The following is an 18485-nucleotide window of genomic DNA, read 5'->3' as shown; positions in this document are numbered from 1 at the left end:
CGGCGCAAGCCGGTGCAAGATCATGGGTTTAGGGCAGGGCCTGAACGCGGCGGCCGGGCTTCGCCCTTGCACATGACTGTCGCCACGTGATAACTTGCTCAAATTGACGGCACTTTGTTGATTTGCCCATCAATCGGGCAGGTGAGAATGACCATACAAATCGGACCCATCACGCTCGCCGGACCGGTGATCCTGGCGCCCATGTCGGGTGTCTCCGACCTGCCGTTCCGCCGTCTGGTGAAGCGCGCGGGCTGCGGCCTCGTCGTGTCTGAGATGATCGCCAGCCAGGCGATGATCCGCGAGAACCGCCAGACCCTGCGCATGGTGGAAACCGAGCCGGAAGAGTTTCCGATGGCGGTCCAGCTCGCCGGCTGCGAGCCCGAGGTGATGGCAGAGGCGGCGAAGCTGAACCAGGACCGCGGCGCCGCGGTCGTCGACATCAATTTCGGCTGCCCGGTCAAGAAGGTGGTGAACGGCCATGCCGGCTCTTCCCTGATGCGGGACGAGGCACTGGCCGGCCGCATCCTGGAGGCGGTGGTGAAGGCCGTCAGTATTCCGGTGACGCTGAAGATGCGGCTGGGCTGGGACGAGACCAACCGGAACGCTCCCAACCTCGCCCGCATTGCCGAGCAGTGCGGCATCAGGATGGTGACGGTCCACGGCCGCACCCGCATGCAGTTCTACACCGGCACCGCCGACTGGACCTATGTCCGCCACGTGAAGGAGGCGGTGAAGATCCCCATCGTCGTCAACGGCGACATCGCCAGCTTCGAGGCGGTGGACCGTGCGCTCGCCGAATCCGGCGCCGACGGCGTGATGATCGGGCGCGGCAGCTATGGGCGTCCCTGGTTTCCGTCGCAGGTCATGCAGTATCTGCGCACCGGCGAGACGCTGCCCGACCCGCCGCTGCCCGCGCAGATGGACACGCTGCTGGAGCATTTCGACAGCATGCTGAGCCATTACGGCACGGACGGCGGCATCAAGGTCGCCCGCAAGCATGTCTCCTGGTACTCGACCGGCCTGCGCGGATCCAACGAGTTCCGGCAGGAGGTCAACCAGCTGAGCGACCCGAACGCGGTGCGCGACCGCATCCGTGCCTTCTATGAACCGGCAATCGAAAGGATGGCCGCCTGATGGATCCCGTACCGATGACCGCTCCGGGCCAGCGTGGCCGCAACCGGTCGGGTGCCGCCCGGGCGCCGCGGCTGGACTCGCTGGTGGTGCTGAACAGCCTGCCCGATCCGGTGCTGGTGGTGGACGGCAACGGCGACATCCGCTTCGTCAATCTGGAAGGGCAGGAGTTCTTCGACCTGTCCGCCAACGCCATGGAAGGCATGCCGCTGCCGGAACTGCTGCCGCCGGACAGCCCGGTGATGGGCCTGATCGAACAGGTGCGCCGGGGCAGCCGCCGGGTGTCGCAGGATGGTGTCATCATCGACACGCCCCGCATCGGCCCGCACCACGTGACGGTGCAGGTGGCGACCATGGGCGACCCGCCCGACCATGTGGTGCTGACCATCCATGAGCGGTCGCTCGCCCGCAAGATCGACCATTCGCTGACCCACCGTCATGCCGCGCGCTCCGTCACCGCCATGGCGGCAATGCTGGCGCACGAGGTGAAGAACCCGCTGTCCGGCATCCGCGGCGCCGCCCAGCTGCTGGAGGAGAACGCCAGCGACCAGGACAGGGTGCTGACCCGCCTGATCTGCGACGAGGCCGACCGCATCGTGGCGCTGGTCAACCGGATGGAGGTGTTCTCCGACGAACGGCCGCTGGAACGCGCCGCGGTGAACATCCACACCGTTTTGGAACATGTGCGGAAAGTGGCCCAGAGCGGCTTTGCCCGAAAAATACGCTTTGTTGAGCGGTATGACCCGTCATTGCCTCCTGTTTACGGCAATCGCGACCAACTTGTGCAGGTTTTCCTGAATCTGGTTAAAAATGCGGCAGAGGCTGCACCGGAATCGGGCGGCGAGATCACGCTGACGACCTCCTACCAGCATGGTGTGCGCATGGCGCTGCCCGGCGGGGACGTGCGCCGGCACCTGCCCCTGCTGGTGACGGTTCAGGATAACGGCGACGGCATTCCGGAAGACCTGCAGTCCAACCTGTTCGATCCGTTCGTGACCAGCAAAGTGAACGGGACTGGCCTCGGTCTTGCATTGGTGGCGAAACTGATAGGCGACCATGGCGGAACCATTGAGTTCGACAGCCAGCCTCGCCGGACCGTCTTCAAGGTGTCGCTGCCGATGTACGATGATTCGAAATACGATGAACCGAAGCTTTCCGGGGACTCGAAGATTTCTGACGCTGGCTTGCAGTCCAAGGGCGGCCGGGGGACTCGTTGATGAGCGCAGCGACCATTCTCATCGCGGATGACGACCGCGCCATCCGCACCGTCCTGACGCAGGCCCTGGCCCGGCTGGGGCACGAGGTCCGCACCACCGGCAACGCCGCGACGCTGTGGCGCTGGGTGGCGGACGGGCAGGGGGATCTGGTCATCACCGACGTGGTGATGCCGGACGAAAACGGCCTGGACCTGATCCCGCGCATCAAGAAGCTGCGGCCAGAAATGCGCGTCATCGTGATGAGCGCGCAGAACACGCTGATCACCGCGGTGAAGGCGGCGGAGCGTGGGGCCTTCGAATATCTGCCCAAGCCCTTCGACCTGAAGGAACTGGTTTCCGTCGTCGAACGGGCGCTGAACACCAATACCCCGCCGGCCGCCATGCCGGGCGGCGACGTGGAGGGCGAGGAACAACTGCCGCTGATCGGCCGCTCGCCCGCCATGCAGGAAATCTACCGGGTGCTGGCCCGTCTGATGGGCACCGACCTGACGGTGATGATCACCGGGGAGTCCGGGACCGGCAAGGAGCTGGTGGCCCGCGCGCTGCACGATTACGGCAAGCGGCGCAACGGCGCCTTCGTCGCCATCAACATGGCCGCCATCCCGCGCGAACTGATCGAATCCGAACTGTTCGGCCACGAGAAGGGCGCTTTCACCGGGGCCACCAACCGGTCGACCGGACGGTTCGAGCAGGCGCAGGGCGGAACGCTGTTCCTGGACGAGATCGGCGACATGCCGCTCGACGCCCAGACCCGGCTGCTGCGCGTGTTGCAGGAGGGCGAATACACCACCGTCGGCGGGCGCACCGCGATCAAGACCGACGTGCGGATCATCGCGGCGACCCACCGCGACCTGCGCACCCTGATCCGCCAGGGGCTGTTCCGCGAGGATCTGTTCTATCGCCTCTGCGTGGTGCCGATCCGTCTGCCGCCGCTGCGCGAGCGGACGGAAGACATCCCGCTGCTGGTCCGCCATTTCCTGAATCTCGGGATCAGCCAGGGACTTCCGGCCAAGAGCATCGACCAGGCGGCGATGGATCGGCTGAAGCGCTATCGCTGGCCCGGCAACGTCCGTGAACTGGAAAACCTCGTCCGCCGTCTGGCCGCGCTCTATTCGCAGGAGGTCATCGGGCTGGATGTGGTGGAGGCGGAGCTTGCCGACGCCACCCCGGCCGCCCAGCCGGTCGAGGAACCGCAGAGCGAGGGCCTGTCCTCGGCCGTCGAGCGCCACCTGAAGGACTATTTCGCCGCCCACAAGGACGGCATGCCGTCCAACGGCCTGTATGACCGGGTGCTGCGTGAAATCGAACGGCCGCTGATCTCGCTCAGCCTGTCGGCGACCCGTGGCAACCAGATCAAGGCGGCACAACTGCTCGGCCTGAACCGCAACACGTTGCGCAAGAAGATCCGCGACCTCGATATCCAGGTGATGCGCGGCATCAAATAAGCCGCATCCGGCAGTGCGTGCGGAAGGCCCGCCACAGCGGCCGATCCGTGCCAAAATTGTGACACAGCCCGGTCAGGGGCGGCGGCCAAACCGCCGCCCATTGGCCACTTAACGCCTTCTGCACCTCGTCTGACGCCTTCCGGCGTAGACTGTGCTGTCCGAAAGGCAGATTCGTTGAGGCTTGGCAGGGCCGCAACAGAGGTGTATCTTTCCGGCAACAGATTAGCGCCGGACCATGCCACCAAATTCCGACATCGCAGCAGCCGGCCAAAGACCGGTCTGGCAGAAGATTCTCCAATGGTCCAGGCGGGTCGGCCTGGGCAAGCGGCTGGCCTTTGCCCTGTCGCTGGCGGCCTTGGCCGCCGGGTTCGCCACCTACGCGGCGATGACGGAAAGCGCGCCGTTCGGACAGGCCAACCCGCGAACCGTCACGCTTCTGCTGACGCTCGACCTTGCGATCCTGCTGACGCTGGGCGTGCTGATCGCCCGGCGCATCGTCGCCATCCTGATCGGGCGGCGGCGCGGGCTGGCGGGGTCACGGCTGCACACCCGCCTGGTTCTGGTCTTCAGCGTGCTGGCGGTGGCGCCGGCCATCATCATGACCGTCTTTTCCACCCTGTTCTTCTATGTCGGGGTGCAGAGCTGGTTCAGCGACCGTGTCCGCACGGCGGTGAACGAATCCCTGGTCGTCGCCAGCGCCTACCTGCACGAGCACCAGCAGAACATCCGCGCCGACGCGCTGGCGATGGCCAACGATCTGTCGCAGGAGGCGCGCTTCTCCAGCGACCCCGAGCGGTTCGAGCAGGTCGTCGCCACCCAGGCGATGCTGCGCGCGCTGTCGGAGGCCATCGTCTTCAACGGCACCACCGGCGCCATCGTCGCGCGGGCCGGCTATACCTTCACCCTGGAATTCGAGCCGATCCCCGAAGACAAGATCCAGCAGGCCCGCACCGGCGAGGTCGCGCTGATCGTCAAGGAATCCGACGACCGCGTCCGCGCCCTGGTCAGCCTGGACCGGGTGTCCGATACCTTCCTCTATGTCGGCCGCATGGTGGAGCCGCGGGTGCTCCAGCACATGGCCTCGGCCGAGGGGGCGGTGAAGGAATACACGGCGCTGGAGAACCAGCGCGGCAGCCTGCAGGTCACCTTCACGCTGATCTTCCTGGTGGTGGCGATGCTGCTGCTGCTGGCGGCGGTGTGGGCCGGGCTGAACTTCGCGACCCGGCTGGTCCGCCCGATCAGCGCCCTGATCGGCGCCGCCGAGCGGGTGCGCGCCGGCGACCTGACCGTCCGCGTGTCGGAACCGCCGGGCGAGGACGAGTTCGTCCTGCTGTCGCGTGCCTTCAACCGGATGACCACCGAGATCGAGGGGCAGCGGCGGGAGCTGCTGTCGACCAACCGGCTGCTCGACGAGCGCCGCCGCTTCACCGAGACGGTGCTGTCCGGCGTGTCGGCCGGTGTGCTGGGTGTCGATGCCGACGGCGTCATCAACCTGCCGAACCTGTCCGCCGCCCGCCTGCTGGGCGAGGAGGATCTGGACCGGCTGGTCGGCATGTCGCTGGTCGAGCTGCTGCCGGACATCGGCGACCTGCTGGAAAACGCGCCGAAGAAGCCCGGCCGCGTGGTGCAGGACCAGATCCAGATCCGGCGTCCGGGCAAGACGACGCTGACCCTGCTGGTCCGCATCGCGGCGGAGGTGCGCGACGGCACCGTGCGCGGCTATGTCGTCACCTTCGACGACATCACCGAACTGGTGTCGGCGCAGCGCAAGGCGGCCTGGGCCGACGTGGCGCGCCGCATCGCGCATGAGATCAAGAACCCGCTGACGCCGATCCAGCTCTCGGCCGAACGGCTGCGCCGCAAATATCTGAAGGAGATCTCCAGCGACACGGAGGTCTTCACCATGTGCACCGACACCATCGTCCGGCAGGTCGACGACATCCGCCGCATGGTGGACGAATTTTCCGCCTTCGCGCGGATGCCGCAGCCGGTGATGAAGCCGGTCAACATCAACGATCTGGTCCGGCAGGCGGTTTTCCTCCAATCGAGCGCCCATTCAGGCAGGATCCGGTTCGACACACGGTTGCCGTCCGGGCCGTTGACGGTGGCCTGCGACAGCCGGCAGATCTCCCAGGCGCTGACCAACCTGCTCCAGAACGCGGCCGACGCCATCGAGGGGCGCACGCCGCCGGCCGACGGCGCGGAGCTGCCGCCCGGAGAGGTGGCGATTGCGGTGGAGGACGACGGCGAGAAGGTCGTCGTCACCGTTCAGGACAACGGCAAGGGCCTGCCCGGCGGCGAACAGCGCGACCGGCTGACCGAACCCTATGTGACGACGCGGGCCAAGGGCACCGGGCTGGGGCTCGCCATCGTCAAGAAGATCATGGAGGACCATGGCGGCGTGCTGACCCTCGAGGACCGCGAAGGCGGACCCGGGGCGCGCGTGACCCTGGTCATTCCACACCCGGTTACGGTCGCGAACGACGCGGGCGGCCGTGACGACAGGCCGGCGGAGACCGGCGGAGAGATGAGGCACGAAGCCCATGGCGCATGACATTCTGATCGTCGATGACGAAGCCGATATCCGGATGCTGATTGCCGGCATCCTGAACGACGAAGGCATCAAGACGCGCGAAGCCGCCGACGCCGATCAGGCCTTCGCCCAGGTGGCGGCGCGCCGGCCGAGCCTCGTCGTGCTCGACATCTGGCTCCAGGGCAGCAGGCTGGACGGCCTGCAAATCCTGGAACAGCTGATGCGGGATCATGCCAACCTGCCGGTCATCATGATCTCCGGCCACGGCAACATCGAAACCGCGGTCCAGGCCATCAAGGTCGGCGCCTACGACTTCATCGAGAAGCCGTTCAAGGCCGACCGCCTGCTGCTGATGGTGGACCGCGCCATCGAGGCGGCGCGGCTGAAGCGCGAGAACCAGGAGCTGAAGCTGCGCGCCGGCGGCGACGCGGAGCTGATCGGCAAGTCGTCGGCGGTCAATCAGGTGCGCCAGTCCATCGACAAGGTGGCGCCTACCGGCAGCCGCGTCCTGATCTCCGGCCCGCCCGGCGCCGGCAAGGAGGTGGTCGCCCGGCTGATCCACGCCCGCTCCCGCCGGGCCGGCGGTCCCTTCGTCGGGCTGAACTGCGCCACCATGCGGCCGGAGCGGCTGGAGATGGAGCTGTTCGGCACCGAGGCCGGCGTCGACGGTCCCGGCCGCAAGATCGGCACCTTCGAGCAGGCCCATGGCGGCACGCTGCTGCTGGACGAAGTCGCCGACATGCCGCTGGAGACCCAGGGCAAGATCGTCCGCGCCCTTCAGGAGCAGGTGTTCGAGCGCGTCGGCGGCGGACAGCGGGTCGAGGTGGACGTGCGCGTCATCGCCACCTCCAACCGCGACCTCCAGGCGGAGATCGAGCAGGGACGCTTCCGCCAGGATCTGTTCTATCGCCTGTCGGTGGTGCCGATCCGCGTGCCGTCGCTGGCCGAGCGGCGCGAGGACATCCCGGTGCTGGCCCGCCATTTCATGCAGCGGTCCGCCGAAGCGTCCGGCCTGCCGACCCGCGAGTTCGGCGAGGACGCCATGGCCGCCTTGCAGGCCTATGACTGGCCGGGCAACGTGCGCCAGCTGCGCAACGTCGTGGACTGGCTGCTGATCATGGCCCATGGCGACCCCAAGGAACCGATCCGCGCCGACACCCTGCCGCCGGAAATCGGCGCCATCACGCCGACGGTCCTGAAATGGGACAAGGGCGGCGAGATCATGGGGCTGCCGCTGCGCGAAGCCCGCGAAGTGTTCGAGCGCGAATATCTGCTGGCCCAGGTCACCCGCTTCGGCGGCAACATCTCCCGCACCGCGTCCTTCGTCGGCATGGAACGCTCCGCCCTTCACCGCAAGCTGAAGTCGCTGGGCGTCCATGGCAGCGAGAAGGGGAAGATGTTCCTGGAGTGATCGGTGGGGGAGATTTTGCCCCACCCAAACCCTTTTCCTGCTCGGCGGGGGAAGGGGGCTTCTGCAGTGACAATCTATTCGAGAAATCTCCTTGCCCTCCCCCATCATCCTGCCGCGCGCCGTCATTTATGACTGGGACAACACCCTGGTCAGCAACTGGGACACGGTGCGCGAGGCGCTGAACCATGCGCTGGTGTCCTTCGGCCTCGCCCCTTGGGGGCCTGAGGAGGCGCGCGAGCGGATCAAGGCATCGCTGCGCGACAGCTTCCCGCGCATTTTCGGCGAGCGCTGGACCGAGGCGCGCGACCTGTTCTACGCCTATTTCGCTGCCCACCATCTGGACGGTCTGACGCCTCTGCCGGGTGCAGAGACGCTGCTGCGCCATTTCCACGAGCGGGGCGTCTATCAGGCCGTCGTCTCCAACAAGAACGGCAAGTTCCTGCGGGCGGAGGCCGACGCGCTGGGCTGGACCCGATATTTCGGCAAGCTGGTCGGCGCGCAGGATGCCGAGTTCGACAAGCCGCACATCGCCCCGGTGCGGATGGCGCTGGAGCCGGCGGGGATCGTGCCGGGGGGGAATGTCTGGTTTCTCGGCGACGCCGACATCGATATGGAATGCGCCCATGGCGCCGGTCTCGTTCCGGTGCTAATAGGGCTGGGCGAGGGGAGCGGCTTCGACCGCTTCCCGCCCGCCCATCGCCACACCGACTGTACGGCGCTTCACCGCGTCCTGTATGGCTTGGTGGACGGCAATGGTGATACCATATCCCTGCAAACGGCTGTCGAGACGGTACCAACGCGCACCACACCTACACCGTGAAACGGGGAGCGGACCGCCTAGCAAAGGGGTCCCAAGAACATTGAAGAAGGGGGCATGAAAAATGTCTGAAAAAAGCCAGAACGTGCAGGACGTGTTTCTCAATCACGTCCGTAAGAACAAGACTCCCGTAACCGTCTTTCTCGTGAACGGCGTGAAACTCCAGGGCATCATTACTTGGTTCGACAACTTCTCGGTACTTCTGCGGCGCGACGCGCATTCCCAGCTCGTCTACAAGCACGCAATCTCGACGGTCATGCCGGCCCATCCCATTCAACTTTTCGAGCCGCCCAAGGAAGGTGAAAGCGTCTGATCCCTTGACCAATGGTAACGGCGCGGCCCCTGACGGCGCCGCGCGGGCCATCGTGGTCCACCCCGTCCTCCGCAGTGAGGCGGACGGGGACATGCGCCCTCCCGAATCGCGGCTTGAGGAGGCGGTCGGTCTTGCCCAGGCCATTCAGCTGGACGTCGTCCATGCCGAATGCGCCAAGGTGAACCGGCCGCAACCGTCGACCCTGCTCGGCTCCGGCACGGTGGAGCATCTGGCACAGGTGGTGGAAGAGGCGGAGGCGTCGCTCGTCATCCTCGATCACGCCCTGTCGCCGGTGCAGCAGCGCAACCTCGAGCGGTCGCTGAAGGCGAAGGTGATCGACCGCACCGGCCTGATCCTGGAGATCTTCGGCGCCCGCGCCCGGACGCGCGAAGGCATGCTCCAGGTCGAGCTGGCTTCCCTGACCTACCAGAAATCCCGGCTGGTGCGGTCCTGGACCCACCTGGAACGGCAGCGCGGCGGCTTCGGCTTCCTCGGCGGCCCCGGTGAATCGCAGCTTGAGCTTGACCGCCGCCTGATCGGCGACCGGATCATCAAGATCAAGAAAGAGTTGGAGGAGGTGCGGCGCACCCGCGGCCTGCACCGCAAGGCACGCGCGAAGGTGCCTTATCCGGTGGTGGCTCTGGTCGGCTACACCAACGCCGGCAAATCGACGCTGTTCAACCGGCTGGCGAATGCCGACGTCTTCGCCCAGGATCTGCTGTTCGCCACGCTCGATCCCACCATGCGGCAGGTGACCCTGCCGTCGGGGCGCAAGGTGATCCTGTCGGACACGGTCGGCTTCATCTCCGACCTGCCGCACGGCCTCGTCGCCGCCTTCCGCGCCACGCTGGAGGAGGTGGACGCCGCCGACATCATCCTGCATGTCCGCGACATCGCCCACATCGACAGCGACGCCCAGAAGGCGGATGTCCATGAGGTGCTGTCCGACATGGGCATCGACCCGGAAGCGGACGACCGGGTGATCGAGGTGCTGAACAAGATCGACGCGCTGGACGAGGAAAGCCGTGCGGCGATCCTGGCCCAGACTGGCCGCAATCCGCGTGCGGTGGCGGTCTCCGCCCTGTCCGGCGAGGGGATCGACGACCTCGACCGCCTGCTGGACCAGCGGATGAACGTCAACCGGCAGGTCGTGGACCTCTCGGTCGACCTTGGCGACGGTGCGGCGCTCGCCTGGCTCTATGCCAGGGGGGAGGTGCTGGACCGGCGCGACGACGAGGAACATGCGCATCTGCATGTCTCCATCGACCCCGTCGATCTCGCCCGGTTCGAAAAGCGGTTCCAACCCGACAGTCAGCCTGAGCAGCAACCTTAGGCGGTGCAGCCGGGCGCCCTGGCTAAACGGAAAGGGGTGTGGACAGGCCTATGACCTGTTGCACCCCACTCCGGTCTTAAGACGAATGCGGCGTGGTTATTTCCCCGTTGGGGTCCGATGATGGGAAAGGAGCGGTCGTGCTCCCCCTTGAGGAGGACTGCCAATGCGGTTGCAAACCGATCCGTCGTGCTTCTCGATTACGGCATTTCTCGCCGATCAGGTAGCCCTCGTCGCCCGTCAGGAGAATCTGCCGCCGGGTGCCGCTCTGCTGCGTCTGCAGGAGCTTTCGCGCACGCCGGAAGGCCGTGCCACCCTGATGCATCTGATCGAGGCCGCCGGCGAGCGGGAACCGAACGCCGATGAGGCCGCGAAGATTTCGGCGATCTGCCATGAACTGACCGCCTGGGGCTATGGCGGCTTTACCGGTGGGCACCGCCATGAGTCTCGCCACGATCAACGCGCGGCGGCATGACGGTGATTTGACTCATGCTTGAGGGATGACGGCGCCTGCGATGGCAGGTCATAATGAGCCGTTCGCCATCGCCGCGGTCCCGAATTGCTCCGTTCCCCTTCCCGAACCATCCTGACCGGTGCCGGCCGTCTGATGCCGGCGCTGCCGCTGTTGCTGGCATTGGTCCAGCCGCTGGCGGCGGCGGAGCCGCTGCGACCGGGAACGCCGCTGCCGCCCGGCTATGTGGAAGAACCGGAGACCCCACCCGAAGACCCGCTTCCTCCGCCGCCGAAGCCGCTGTCGGTGGCGCCCGACGAGCCGCAGGTCGTCGCCCCCGATGCCGCCGGTCTGCTGAAGGACTGCAAGCAGCAGACCTTCACCGACTGCTTCCGCCTGTGGCAGCCCCCGCCGCCTCCACCGCCGCCGCCGGAGCCTGAGAAGGATACCGCTGCGGCGCCTCCGCCGCCACCCGACCCCAAGGCGCCACGCCAACCGGCGCAGGGTGGGCCGGTATCGCCACCGCCGCCCGATGCAGCCAAGGAAGCCGCGGCAGCCGCAGCCGACCGCGCCACCTTCGATGCGCTGTCGAAGGCGCTGAAGGACAGCGGACTGGACGGCAAGGTGCTGCTGACCGACCCGAAGGGCGGCGATCCCGTATTGAAGCTGGACAGCGTGCCCGGCAGCAAGCCGGCGGCGAAGCGCTGACCCTCTCCGAACTCAAGCCGAAAAAGGGCCAACCGACCATGACGGGTTTCCCGCTTCCCGACATCGACCGCGTCGCCGATCTGATCCGATCCGTCGCCCGGACGGAGATCATGCCCTATTTCCAGAAGCTCGACGCCGCCGACATCCGGCAGAAGACCGGTCCGACTGATCTCGTCACGCTGGCGGACGAGGCGGCGGAGCGGGCCTTGACCCCGGCGCTGTCGGCGCTGCTGCCGGGCAGCCGCGTTGTCGGGGAGGAGGCCGCCTCCGAGGACGAGCGCGTGCTCGACCGCATCCATGGCGACGATCCGGTCTGGATCATCGACCCGGTGGACGGCACGATCAACTTCGCCCAGGGACGACCGATGTTCGCGGTGATCGTCGCGCTTGCCTGCAAGGGCGAGACGGTTGCCGGCTGGATCCACGATCCGGTCGATGGCCGGATGGCGACGGCGGTGAAGGGGCAGGGTGCCTGGCTCGACGGTCGGCGTGTCCATGTCGCACCGGCCGTGCCGCTGCCGCAGATGGTCGGGGCGCTGTCCACGCGCTTTTGCAGTGCTGAGATGGGGCGCCAACTGGAAGAGCGCAGCGTCGGGCTGGCGGAACGCGTGTGCCTGTCGAGCGCCGCCCAGGAGTATCTGCGCCTGCTGGACGGGCGGGCGCATTACTCGCTCTATCACCGGTTGATGCCGTGGGACCATGCGGCCGGCGTTCTGCTGCATGCCGAGGCCGGCGGTTATTCGGCACTGATCGACGGGACGCCCTACCGGCCGGGACGGCTGAACGGCAGCATCCTGCTGGCGCCCGACCGCGAAAGCTGGCAGGCGCTGCATGGACAACTGTTTGGCTGAGTGCGTGTCGGGTGCAGGAGGGCGGGCGACGGCCCTCCCGCGCCCCTTCAATGCGCCAGCAGAGCCGGCAAGGCCAGCCCGTCCAGCACCGTACGGGTCGCCCCACCCAGCACCAGCTCGCGCAGGCGGGAATGGCCGTAGGCGCCCATCACCAGCAGGTCGGCGCCCTGGTCGGTGCAGCAGGACAGGATCATGTCGCCGACCTCGCCACCTGACGCGATGACCGACTGCGGACGGGCGGCGATGCCGTGGCGGTGCAGCCAATCGACCAGGGTGGCGGCTTCCCTGCTCTGTTGCCCGAGCGGTTCCACGGTCAGCACGGTGACGGACTCCGCCGCCTCCAGGAAGGGCATGGCGGCACGGACCGCGCGCGTGGATTCGCGCGTGTTCTTCCAGGCGATCAGCACATGGCGGCCGATGGGCGCCGCAGCCGGCTGCTTCGGCGGCAGGACCAGGACCGGCGTGGCGGTCTCCAGCGGCAAACGGTCGGGGATATGGTGCAGCGACACACGCTCACCCGCCCGCACCGCCGCGGATTGCGCGACGACGATCAGGTCGGCATAGGCGGCGCGCTCGGCCAGAAGATCGACATGGTCGCCCTCTTCGACCGTCCAGTCGTAGGGCAGCCCGTCGAGCGACTTGCGGACCTCCTGCTCGATCCGCTCGGCATTCTCGTGGGCGATTGCGGTCGCCTCCGCCATGAAGCCATAGGACGCGGCGCGGCCGGTGGCGCCCGCCGGCATCGACACCGGGGTGGCGATGTAGAGCGCCTGGATATGGGCGGAGAAGCGCTTGGCCAGGGCTGCGGCCACCGCCAGACGGCTGGCGTGGGCGTCGTCGTTGGCCATATGCAGCAGGATGGTCTTGATCGGCATGCCCTCGCGTCTCCCAACATTATGATCGGTCCACCATCAGCCGGCGGAGCGGTTTCCCTCTAGGTAACGCTCCGCCGGGGTCGATGGCAATGTCGGTGGATGGCAGGGACCGTGGGAGACCGTTACTTCACCACCACCGCATACTGCTCGACCGGCGCCACCGCCTTGATCAGGCCGCGGGCCTTCAGGAACTCGGCGAAGCGGGTGTAGCGCTCGGCATCCAGGGCGGCCGGGCTGTGGGAGAAGCGCGGCAGCGTGTCGGCCCAGGCGCGGCGGTTCAGCTCGTCGTTCAGTTCGGGCCGGCCCTTGACGAAGGCGGCCTGCGACTCCTCCGGATGGTTCAGGATGTAGAGCGTCGCCCGCTCCACCGCCGCCAGGAAGCGCTTGAAGCGCGGATCGTTCGCCTTGTCCTTGCGGGCGACCAGAATCAGCTCGTCATAGGGCGGAACGCCCTCTTCCTCCGGATAGAAGGCGCGGCCGGGGCGCTTCTCGATCTCCATCTGGTTCAGTTCGAAATTGCGGAAGGCGCCGACCACCGCATCGACCTGGCCCGACAGCAGCGACGGCGAGAGGGAGAAGTTGACGTTCACCAGCTCGACGTCCTTCAGGCTCAGCCCCTGCTTCTCCAGCATGGCGCCCAGCAGCGCGTCCTCGAAGCCGGCGATGGAGTAGCCGACCTTGTGGCCCTTCAGATCCTTTAGCGTCTTCACCGGCCCGTCGCGCAGCACGACGACCGAGTTCAGCGGTGTGGACACCAGCGTGCCGATGCGGACCAGCGGCAGTTCCTCCGCCACCTGCAGGATCAGCTGCGGCTGGTAGGAGACGGCGATGTCGGTGCCGCCGGCGGCCACCAGCTTCGGCGGGTCGTTGGGGTCGGCCGGGGCGGTCAGCGTGACCTCAAGCCCGGCATCCTTGAAAAAGCCCTTCTCCTGCGCCACCACCAGCGGGGCGTGGTCCGGGTTGACGAACCAGTCCAGCATCACGGACAGCTTGTCCTGGGCCAGTGCTGGAAGCGAGGTCATCAGGCCGGCAGCGATCAGGCCGGCGGTGAAAAGATGCTTCATCGGGTGTCTCTCCCCCCTTCAAGGGTTGGCGTCTTCGGCAGGTTGGGTATCGGGTTGCCAGGGCAGGGCACGGCGGGCCAGCACATCGACGGCGGCGTACAGCGTCACCGCGAACATCCCCAGCACCAGCACGGCGGCGAACAGAAGGTCGATCTGCATGCGGGCATTGGCGTGCAGCATCAGGTAGCCGAGACCGGAGGACGACCCCACCCATTCGCCGATCACCGCCCCGATGGGCGCCACCGCGGCGGCCACCCGCACGCCGGACCAGAAGGCGGGCAGGGCGGCCGGCAGGCGGATGCTCCACAGGATCGCGGCGGGTGAGGCGCCCATGGTGCGGGCAAGGTCGAGCCAGCCGGGATCGGTGCGCCGCAGCCCGTCGAACAGCGCGGTCGTCACCGGGAAATAGATGACCAGCACCGCCATGGCGATCTTGGACGCCATGCCATAGCCGAGCCACAACACCAGCAGCGGCGCCAGCGCGAAGACCGGGATGGCCTGGCTGACCAGAAGCAGCGGCATCAGCCAGCGCCGCGCCGTGCGGAACCGCGCGAGCAGCAAAGCGCTGACGCCGCCCAGCGCCACGCCGGCCACCAGTCCGATCAGAATCTCAGCCAGCGTGGTCAGGCCATGGCTCAACAAGAGAGGGGCCTGCCGCTGCATGGCGTCCGCCACCGCCAGCGGACCGGGCAAAAGGTAGCGCGGCAGACCGGTGGTCCAGACCAGTGCCTGCCAGCCGGCGACCAGCACCAGCAGGGTGATCGCGCCGCGCAGCAGCGCCTTCATTCCGCCAGCCTCCGCAACAGTTCGGCCTGATGCGCCAGCAGTTCCGGATCGTCGACCCGGCGCGGCACCGGGCCGGAGGGCTCCAGCGCCGGCCCCATAATGGCCGGCCGGCCGGTCATCACATGCAGGCGGTCGCCGATGCGCAGCGCCTCCAGCGGGTCATGGGTGACCATCAGGACGGTGCGGCCGGCCAGCGTCTCCGCCGCCGTTTCCTGCAAGCGCAGCCGGGTGATGGCGTCGAGCGCCGAGAAGGGCTCGTCCATCAAGACTAGCGGCTTGTCCTCCATCAGGGTACGGGCCAGCGCCACGCGCTGCTTCTGCCCGCCGGACAGGGCGGCGGGACGGTCGCGCTCGCGCCCGGCCAAGCCGACACGGTCCAGCAGCGCACGGGCCTGCTCCACCCGCGCCGGATCGGGACGGCGGTGGCGCAGCCGGTCGCCGAGCAGCACATTGTCGAGAACGGTCAGCCAGGGCAGCAGCAGGTCCTGCTGCGCCATGTAGGCGATCCGGCCGGCCAGCGGCTGCCGGTCGCCGGTGACCACCTCGGTCGGCGGCTCCGGCTCGGCCAGACCGGCGAGGATACGCAGGAGCGTGGTCTTGCCGACGCCGCTCGGCCCCAGCAGGCAGGTGGTCCGCCCGGCCGGCAGCTCCAGAGTCAGGTCGGAGAACAGCAGCGTGCCGCCATAGGTCAGCCGTGCGCGGGAGATGGTCACCGAAAGCGGCGTCATCGCAGGCACGCGGGCATGCATCGTGGACTGGCGGAGATGGAGAGGGTGCGATCCCGCATCACTGATCCCTACGCCGGCATGAACCGGATCAGGTTCCAGGGGTCGTCCCGCAACAGGACCTCTCAGCCGCCCATCGGCTCCCCCCAGTGAAGGCGGCGACTATAGGCGCGGACGATCCGTGACCGCAAGCATTGCCGGATGCAGGTTCCGGCATGCGGAAGCGGGCGGCTTGACCGCACCGCCGCGGCGCCTAGTTTCTGACGGGCATCGAGGAGTGCCCGTCCTGACCACACCATTCCGCACACCGCTGTTCATCGGCGGGGAAATCTACCGCGGCTCCACCTATGGGCCGAAGCATCCGCTGGCGATTCCGCGCGTGTCGACCGCCATCGACCTCAGCCGTGCCATGGGCTGGCTGCCGGACAAGGTCTATCTCGACACCCATGTGGCGAGCGAACGCGAGCTGGCGCGCTTCCACACGTCCGATTACATCGCCGCGCTGAAGCGGGCGGAGGCCGAGCAGCGCGTCGACGAGGCGACCGCAACCCGCCACAATCTGGGAAAGCTGGAAAATCCCGTCTTCGCCGAGATGTACCGGCGGCCGGCCCACAGCAGCGGATCGGCGTTGCAGGCTGCCCGGATTCTCGGCGACCGGCCGGCCGGTCTTGTCTATGCGCCGGCCGCCGGGACGCATCATGCGCGGCGCGACCGGGCCAGCGGCTTCTGCTATTTCAACGCGCCGGTTCTCGGCATCCTGGAATTGCTGGACCATGGGCTGGAGCGGGTCCTCTATGTCGATCTCGACGCCCATCATGGCGACGGGGTGGAGGAGGCCTTTGCCGACGACGACCGGGTGCTGACCGTGTCGATCCACGAGGATGGGCGCTGGCCCTACACCGGCAAGGCGGAGGAGCGCGCCGGCGGCATGGCCCGCAACCTGCCGGTCCCGCCGGGCTTCAACGACAGCGAGATGGAGCATGTGATGGCGGCGGCGGTCCTGCCGCTGGCCCGTGCCTTCCGTCCGCAGGCGATGGTGATCCAGACCGGCGCCGATGCCTTGGCCGAGGATCCGTTGAGCCGTCTGGAGCTGTCCAACCGCGCGCTGTGGGATGCCGTGGCGGCGCTGCTTCCCCTGGCGCCGCGGGTGCTGGTGGTCGGAGGCGGCGGCTATAACCCCTGGTCGGTCGGGCGTTGCTGGGCCGGGATCTGGGCGGTGATAAACGGCATCGATCCCGCCGTGCGGCCGACGGCGGAGGCGGAGGCGGTGCTGCGTGCCCTGACCTGGAACCGCGCCGCCGGCCGCAACCCGCCGGACCATTGGTTCACCACGTTGGGCGACGAACGGCGGCCGGGGCCGGTTCGGGACGCTGTGAAGCGGGTGGCCGAGATGGCCATGTCCTGAAGGGTGGCGCTGTCCTGACCCGCGGTTGACCGACTCATTCCGACGAATTTCGAACCAACCTGTGACGATTCGTTGACGGGGTCGGATTGTTCGTTGATTCTCTTTTCCACTGCGCCGGTGCAGCTTCCGTGTCGGGCGATGCGGGCTTCGGCGGGATTTGCGGGTTGGATTTGCGGTAGGAGGACGGGCGGGCGGATGTCGAACACGACGCTGTTCCTGATCGCCATCGTCATCATCATGCTGGCTGCCGTCCCGGTCGCCATGATGCTGAAGGATTTCCTGCCGAACATCATGGAGAAGAGCAGCGGCCTGGATCAGGTCGAGAACCGCATCTACGTCCTGCATGCCGAGGCGCAGGAGCTTCAAAACCGGGTCAACCATCTGGTCCAGCGCCGGAACAGCCAGTCTTCCGACCGCAACCGGTTGGAAAGCGATATCCGCAAGGCGGAAAAGCAGGTCCGGGACCTGTCGGACCAGCCGCCGATGTTCGTGCATGAGGTCGGCGACCCGCAGGCCGGGCTGATGAAATTCGTCGCGACGGTGACGCAGGAGAAGGCGTCTGCCGCTGCCCGCGCTGCCGGTGAGCGGGCGCAGGTCAACCCCATCTGGCGCTGCACGAACGTGGCCGAGGTCTGGGCGTCCAGCTTCGACGAGGCCAAGCAGATGTGCGATGTGGCCTTCCCGTTCAAAATGGGTTTCCAGAAGACGTTCATGCGCGGCGATGCGCGGGCCGGGGGCAAGGCTGCCGGCAAGGGTGTGCCGACGCCGCCCGCCACCGCCCGGGCGAAGGCGGGTGCCGCCACATGATGATCAACTTCATCATCGTCCTGGCCATCGTCGCCATCGGTGCCTGGCTCGGCAACATCCTGATGAGCGTCGAGCAGCGGGTATCGCAGGCGCGCCAGCGCGTCCGCGGCGTCCGCAACAACCTCGACAAGCTGGATGCCACCATCCACCGCCTGCATCGCGAGGAGGAGACCCTCCATGCCGAGATCGAGGAACTGACCCGGGAGATGGTGGAGCTGCGCAAGAAGCAGGCGGAGGTGCAACAGCGCCTGACCGAAGCGCAGGCGAAGCGTCGTCCGCAGATTTTGATTCTGACCGACCGGCGCAATCCCGGCGACAAGGAATGGCTGGTCACCGTGGTGAACCAGCAGATCGGCGAGATCGATGCCGCCCACCCTCTGGCCGTCGAATGGGCACGGGGGCGCCAGTATCTGGTTTGGGCGGAGTCGGACCGCGAGGCCGGCGAACGTGCCAACCGCCGCTTCAGCGCCCGGCCCGGCTATCAGGTGCGGTCGGTGGCGCCGGTGAAGGAAGATCTCTACAACGCCAGCGCGGCCCAAAGCGCAGCGTAGAAAAGCACCGGGCAGAGATCGAAAAGCCCCTCTTCCGCCAGGGAAGAAGGGCTTTTCGCAAAGCT

The 18485-nt window shown here is 67.3% G+C and carries 18 protein-coding genes and 1 riboswitch; of the genes, 14 read left to right on the top strand and 4 right to left on the bottom strand.

Annotated elements, in window-relative coordinates; all coding sequences use genetic code 11:
* The first annotated feature begins 147 nt into the window (after positions 1-147).
* The 11 genes from dusB (at position 148) to CRT60_RS28675 (ending at position 12207) form a co-directional block, all read left to right on the top strand.
* Positions 148-1134, top strand: a complete 987-nt coding sequence (gene dusB, locus CRT60_RS28725) for a tRNA dihydrouridine synthase DusB (protein ID WP_098739874.1) — start codon at positions 148-150, stop codon at positions 1132-1134.
* A complete protein-coding gene (locus CRT60_RS28720; RefSeq protein ID WP_244592823.1) occupies positions 1134-2348 on the top strand; it encodes a two-component system sensor histidine kinase NtrB in 1215 nt (404 codons plus the stop codon). Before dusB ends, CRT60_RS28720 begins: the two co-directional genes overlap by 1 nt.
* Positions 2348-3793: a nitrogen regulation protein NR(I) gene (gene ntrC / locus CRT60_RS28715; protein WP_098739873.1), complete on the top strand. Its 1446-nt coding sequence runs from the start codon at positions 2348-2350 to the stop codon at positions 3791-3793. Before CRT60_RS28720 ends, ntrC begins: the two co-directional genes overlap by 1 nt.
* A 235-nt stretch (positions 3794-4028) precedes the next feature.
* On the top strand, positions 4029-6347 hold the full coding sequence (locus tag CRT60_RS28710) for a sensor histidine kinase NtrY-like (protein ID WP_098739872.1): 2319 nt from the start codon (positions 4029-4031) through the stop codon (positions 6345-6347).
* Positions 6337-7737: a nitrogen assimilation response regulator NtrX gene (gene ntrX, locus CRT60_RS28705; protein WP_098739871.1), complete on the top strand. Its 1401-nt coding sequence runs from the start codon at positions 6337-6339 to the stop codon at positions 7735-7737. The genes CRT60_RS28710 and ntrX overlap by 11 nt, the downstream gene beginning before the upstream one ends.
* Before the next feature lie 91 nt (positions 7738-7828).
* Entirely contained in the window at positions 7829-8557 is a 729-nt protein-coding gene (locus CRT60_RS28700; RefSeq protein ID WP_098739870.1) for an HAD family hydrolase, read from the top strand.
* A gap of 61 nt (positions 8558-8618) precedes the next feature.
* Positions 8619-8867 (top strand): RNA chaperone Hfq, encoded by a 249-nt coding sequence (gene hfq, locus CRT60_RS28695; RefSeq protein ID WP_012974114.1) that lies wholly within the window; start codon positions 8619-8621, stop codon positions 8865-8867.
* A gap of 52 nt (positions 8868-8919) precedes the next feature.
* Positions 8920-10200 (top strand): GTPase HflX, encoded by a 1281-nt coding sequence (gene hflX / locus CRT60_RS28690; RefSeq protein ID WP_098741077.1) that lies wholly within the window; start codon positions 8920-8922, stop codon positions 10198-10200.
* Between the two features lie 163 nt (positions 10201-10363).
* Positions 10364-10672 (top strand): hypothetical protein, encoded by a 309-nt coding sequence (locus tag CRT60_RS28685; protein ID WP_098739869.1) that lies wholly within the window; start codon positions 10364-10366, stop codon positions 10670-10672.
* A gap of 84 nt (positions 10673-10756) precedes the next feature.
* Positions 10757-11356: a hypothetical protein gene (locus CRT60_RS28680; RefSeq protein WP_098739868.1), complete on the top strand. Its 600-nt coding sequence runs from the start codon at positions 10757-10759 to the stop codon at positions 11354-11356.
* 38 nt (positions 11357-11394) lie between these two features.
* A complete protein-coding gene (locus CRT60_RS28675) occupies positions 11395-12207 on the top strand; it encodes an inositol monophosphatase family protein (protein WP_098739867.1) in 813 nt (270 codons plus the stop codon).
* A gap of 47 nt (positions 12208-12254) precedes the next feature.
* Here the strand turns inward: CRT60_RS28675 and CRT60_RS28670 are convergent, their stop codons facing one another.
* The 4 genes from CRT60_RS28670 to CRT60_RS28655 form a co-directional block, all read right to left on the bottom strand.
* Positions 12255-13082 carry a universal stress protein gene (locus tag CRT60_RS28670; RefSeq protein ID WP_098739866.1) on the bottom strand — a complete coding sequence of 276 codons (828 nt, stop codon included), beginning with the start codon at positions 13080-13082 and terminating at the stop codon, positions 12255-12257.
* Between the two features lie 122 nt (positions 13083-13204).
* Positions 13205-14146: an ABC transporter substrate-binding protein gene (locus CRT60_RS28665; protein WP_098739865.1), complete on the bottom strand. Its 942-nt coding sequence runs from the start codon at positions 14144-14146 to the stop codon at positions 13205-13207.
* 18 nt (positions 14147-14164) lie between these two features.
* Complete coding sequence (locus CRT60_RS28660; RefSeq protein WP_098739864.1) at positions 14165-14932, bottom strand: ABC transporter permease; 768 nt, start codon at positions 14930-14932, stop codon at positions 14165-14167.
* The gene (locus CRT60_RS28655; protein ID WP_244592821.1) at positions 14929-15660 is read right to left on the bottom strand and encodes an ABC transporter ATP-binding protein; all 732 of its coding nucleotides are present in this window, start codon (positions 15658-15660) and stop codon (positions 14929-14931) included. Before CRT60_RS28655 ends, CRT60_RS28660 begins: the two co-directional genes overlap by 4 nt.
* 47 nt (positions 15661-15707) lie before the next feature.
* Positions 15708-15814: riboswitch (TPP riboswitch) on the bottom strand.
* Between the two features lie 120 nt (positions 15815-15934).
* Here CRT60_RS28655 and CRT60_RS28650 point away from each other — a divergent pair.
* The 3 genes from CRT60_RS28650 to CRT60_RS28640 all read left to right on the top strand — a co-directional run bounded on the left by CRT60_RS28650 (position 15935) and on the right by CRT60_RS28640 (position 18420).
* Positions 15935-17062 (top strand): acetoin utilization protein AcuC, encoded by a 1128-nt coding sequence (locus tag CRT60_RS28650; protein ID WP_167421831.1) that lies wholly within the window; start codon positions 15935-15937, stop codon positions 17060-17062.
* A 195-nt stretch (positions 17063-17257) separates the two neighbouring features.
* Complete coding sequence (locus tag CRT60_RS28645; protein WP_098739861.1) at positions 17258-17869, top strand: hypothetical protein; 612 nt, start codon at positions 17258-17260, stop codon at positions 17867-17869.
* The gene (locus tag CRT60_RS28640; protein WP_098739860.1) at positions 17866-18420 is read left to right on the top strand and encodes a hypothetical protein; all 555 of its coding nucleotides are present in this window, start codon (positions 17866-17868) and stop codon (positions 18418-18420) included. Before CRT60_RS28645 ends, CRT60_RS28640 begins: the two co-directional genes overlap by 4 nt.
* The last annotated feature ends 65 nt before the right edge of the window (positions 18421-18485 follow it).

It is taken from the genome of Azospirillum palustre (assembly GCF_002573965.1).
Taxonomy (GTDB): Bacteria; Pseudomonadota; Alphaproteobacteria; order Azospirillales; family Azospirillaceae; genus Azospirillum; species Azospirillum palustre.
The sequence above is the reverse complement of the archived record's forward strand: the minus strand, read 5'-3'. Positions and strand labels throughout refer to the sequence as shown.

Bases quoted from the DNA above. Each gene is read 5' to 3' on its own strand.
- hfq (WP_012974114.1), top strand. From the start codon at position 8,619: ATGTCTGAAAAAAGCCAGAACGTGCAGGACGTGTTTCTCAATCACGTC.
- CRT60_RS28645 (WP_098739861.1), top strand. From the start codon at position 17,258: ATGTCGAACACGACGCTGTTCCTGATCGCCATCGTCATCATCATGCTG.
- CRT60_RS28670 (WP_098739866.1), bottom strand. From the start codon at position 13,082: ATGCCGATCAAGACCATCCTGCTGCATATGGCCAACGACGACGCCCAC.
- CRT60_RS28675 (WP_098739867.1), top strand. From the start codon at position 11,395: ATGACGGGTTTCCCGCTTCCCGACATCGACCGCGTCGCCGATCTGATC.
- CRT60_RS28720 (WP_244592823.1), top strand. From the start codon at position 1,134: ATGGATCCCGTACCGATGACCGCTCCGGGCCAGCGTGGCCGCAACCGG.
- dusB (WP_098739874.1), top strand. From the start codon at position 148: ATGACCATACAAATCGGACCCATCACGCTCGCCGGACCGGTGATCCTG.
- ntrX (WP_098739871.1), top strand. From the start codon at position 6,337: ATGGCGCATGACATTCTGATCGTCGATGACGAAGCCGATATCCGGATG.
- CRT60_RS28640 (WP_098739860.1), top strand. From the start codon at position 17,866: ATGATGATCAACTTCATCATCGTCCTGGCCATCGTCGCCATCGGTGCC.
- CRT60_RS28710 (WP_098739872.1), top strand. From the start codon at position 4,029: ATGCCACCAAATTCCGACATCGCAGCAGCCGGCCAAAGACCGGTCTGG.
- CRT60_RS28685 (WP_098739869.1), top strand. From the start codon at position 10,364: ATGCGGTTGCAAACCGATCCGTCGTGCTTCTCGATTACGGCATTTCTC.
- CRT60_RS28665 (WP_098739865.1), bottom strand. From the start codon at position 14,146: ATGAAGCATCTTTTCACCGCCGGCCTGATCGCTGCCGGCCTGATGACC.
- ntrC (WP_098739873.1), top strand. From the start codon at position 2,348: ATGAGCGCAGCGACCATTCTCATCGCGGATGACGACCGCGCCATCCGC.
- CRT60_RS28660 (WP_098739864.1), bottom strand. From the start codon at position 14,932: ATGAAGGCGCTGCTGCGCGGCGCGATCACCCTGCTGGTGCTGGTCGCC.
- CRT60_RS28655 (WP_244592821.1), bottom strand. From the start codon at position 15,660: ATGACGCCGCTTTCGGTGACCATCTCCCGCGCACGGCTGACCTATGGC.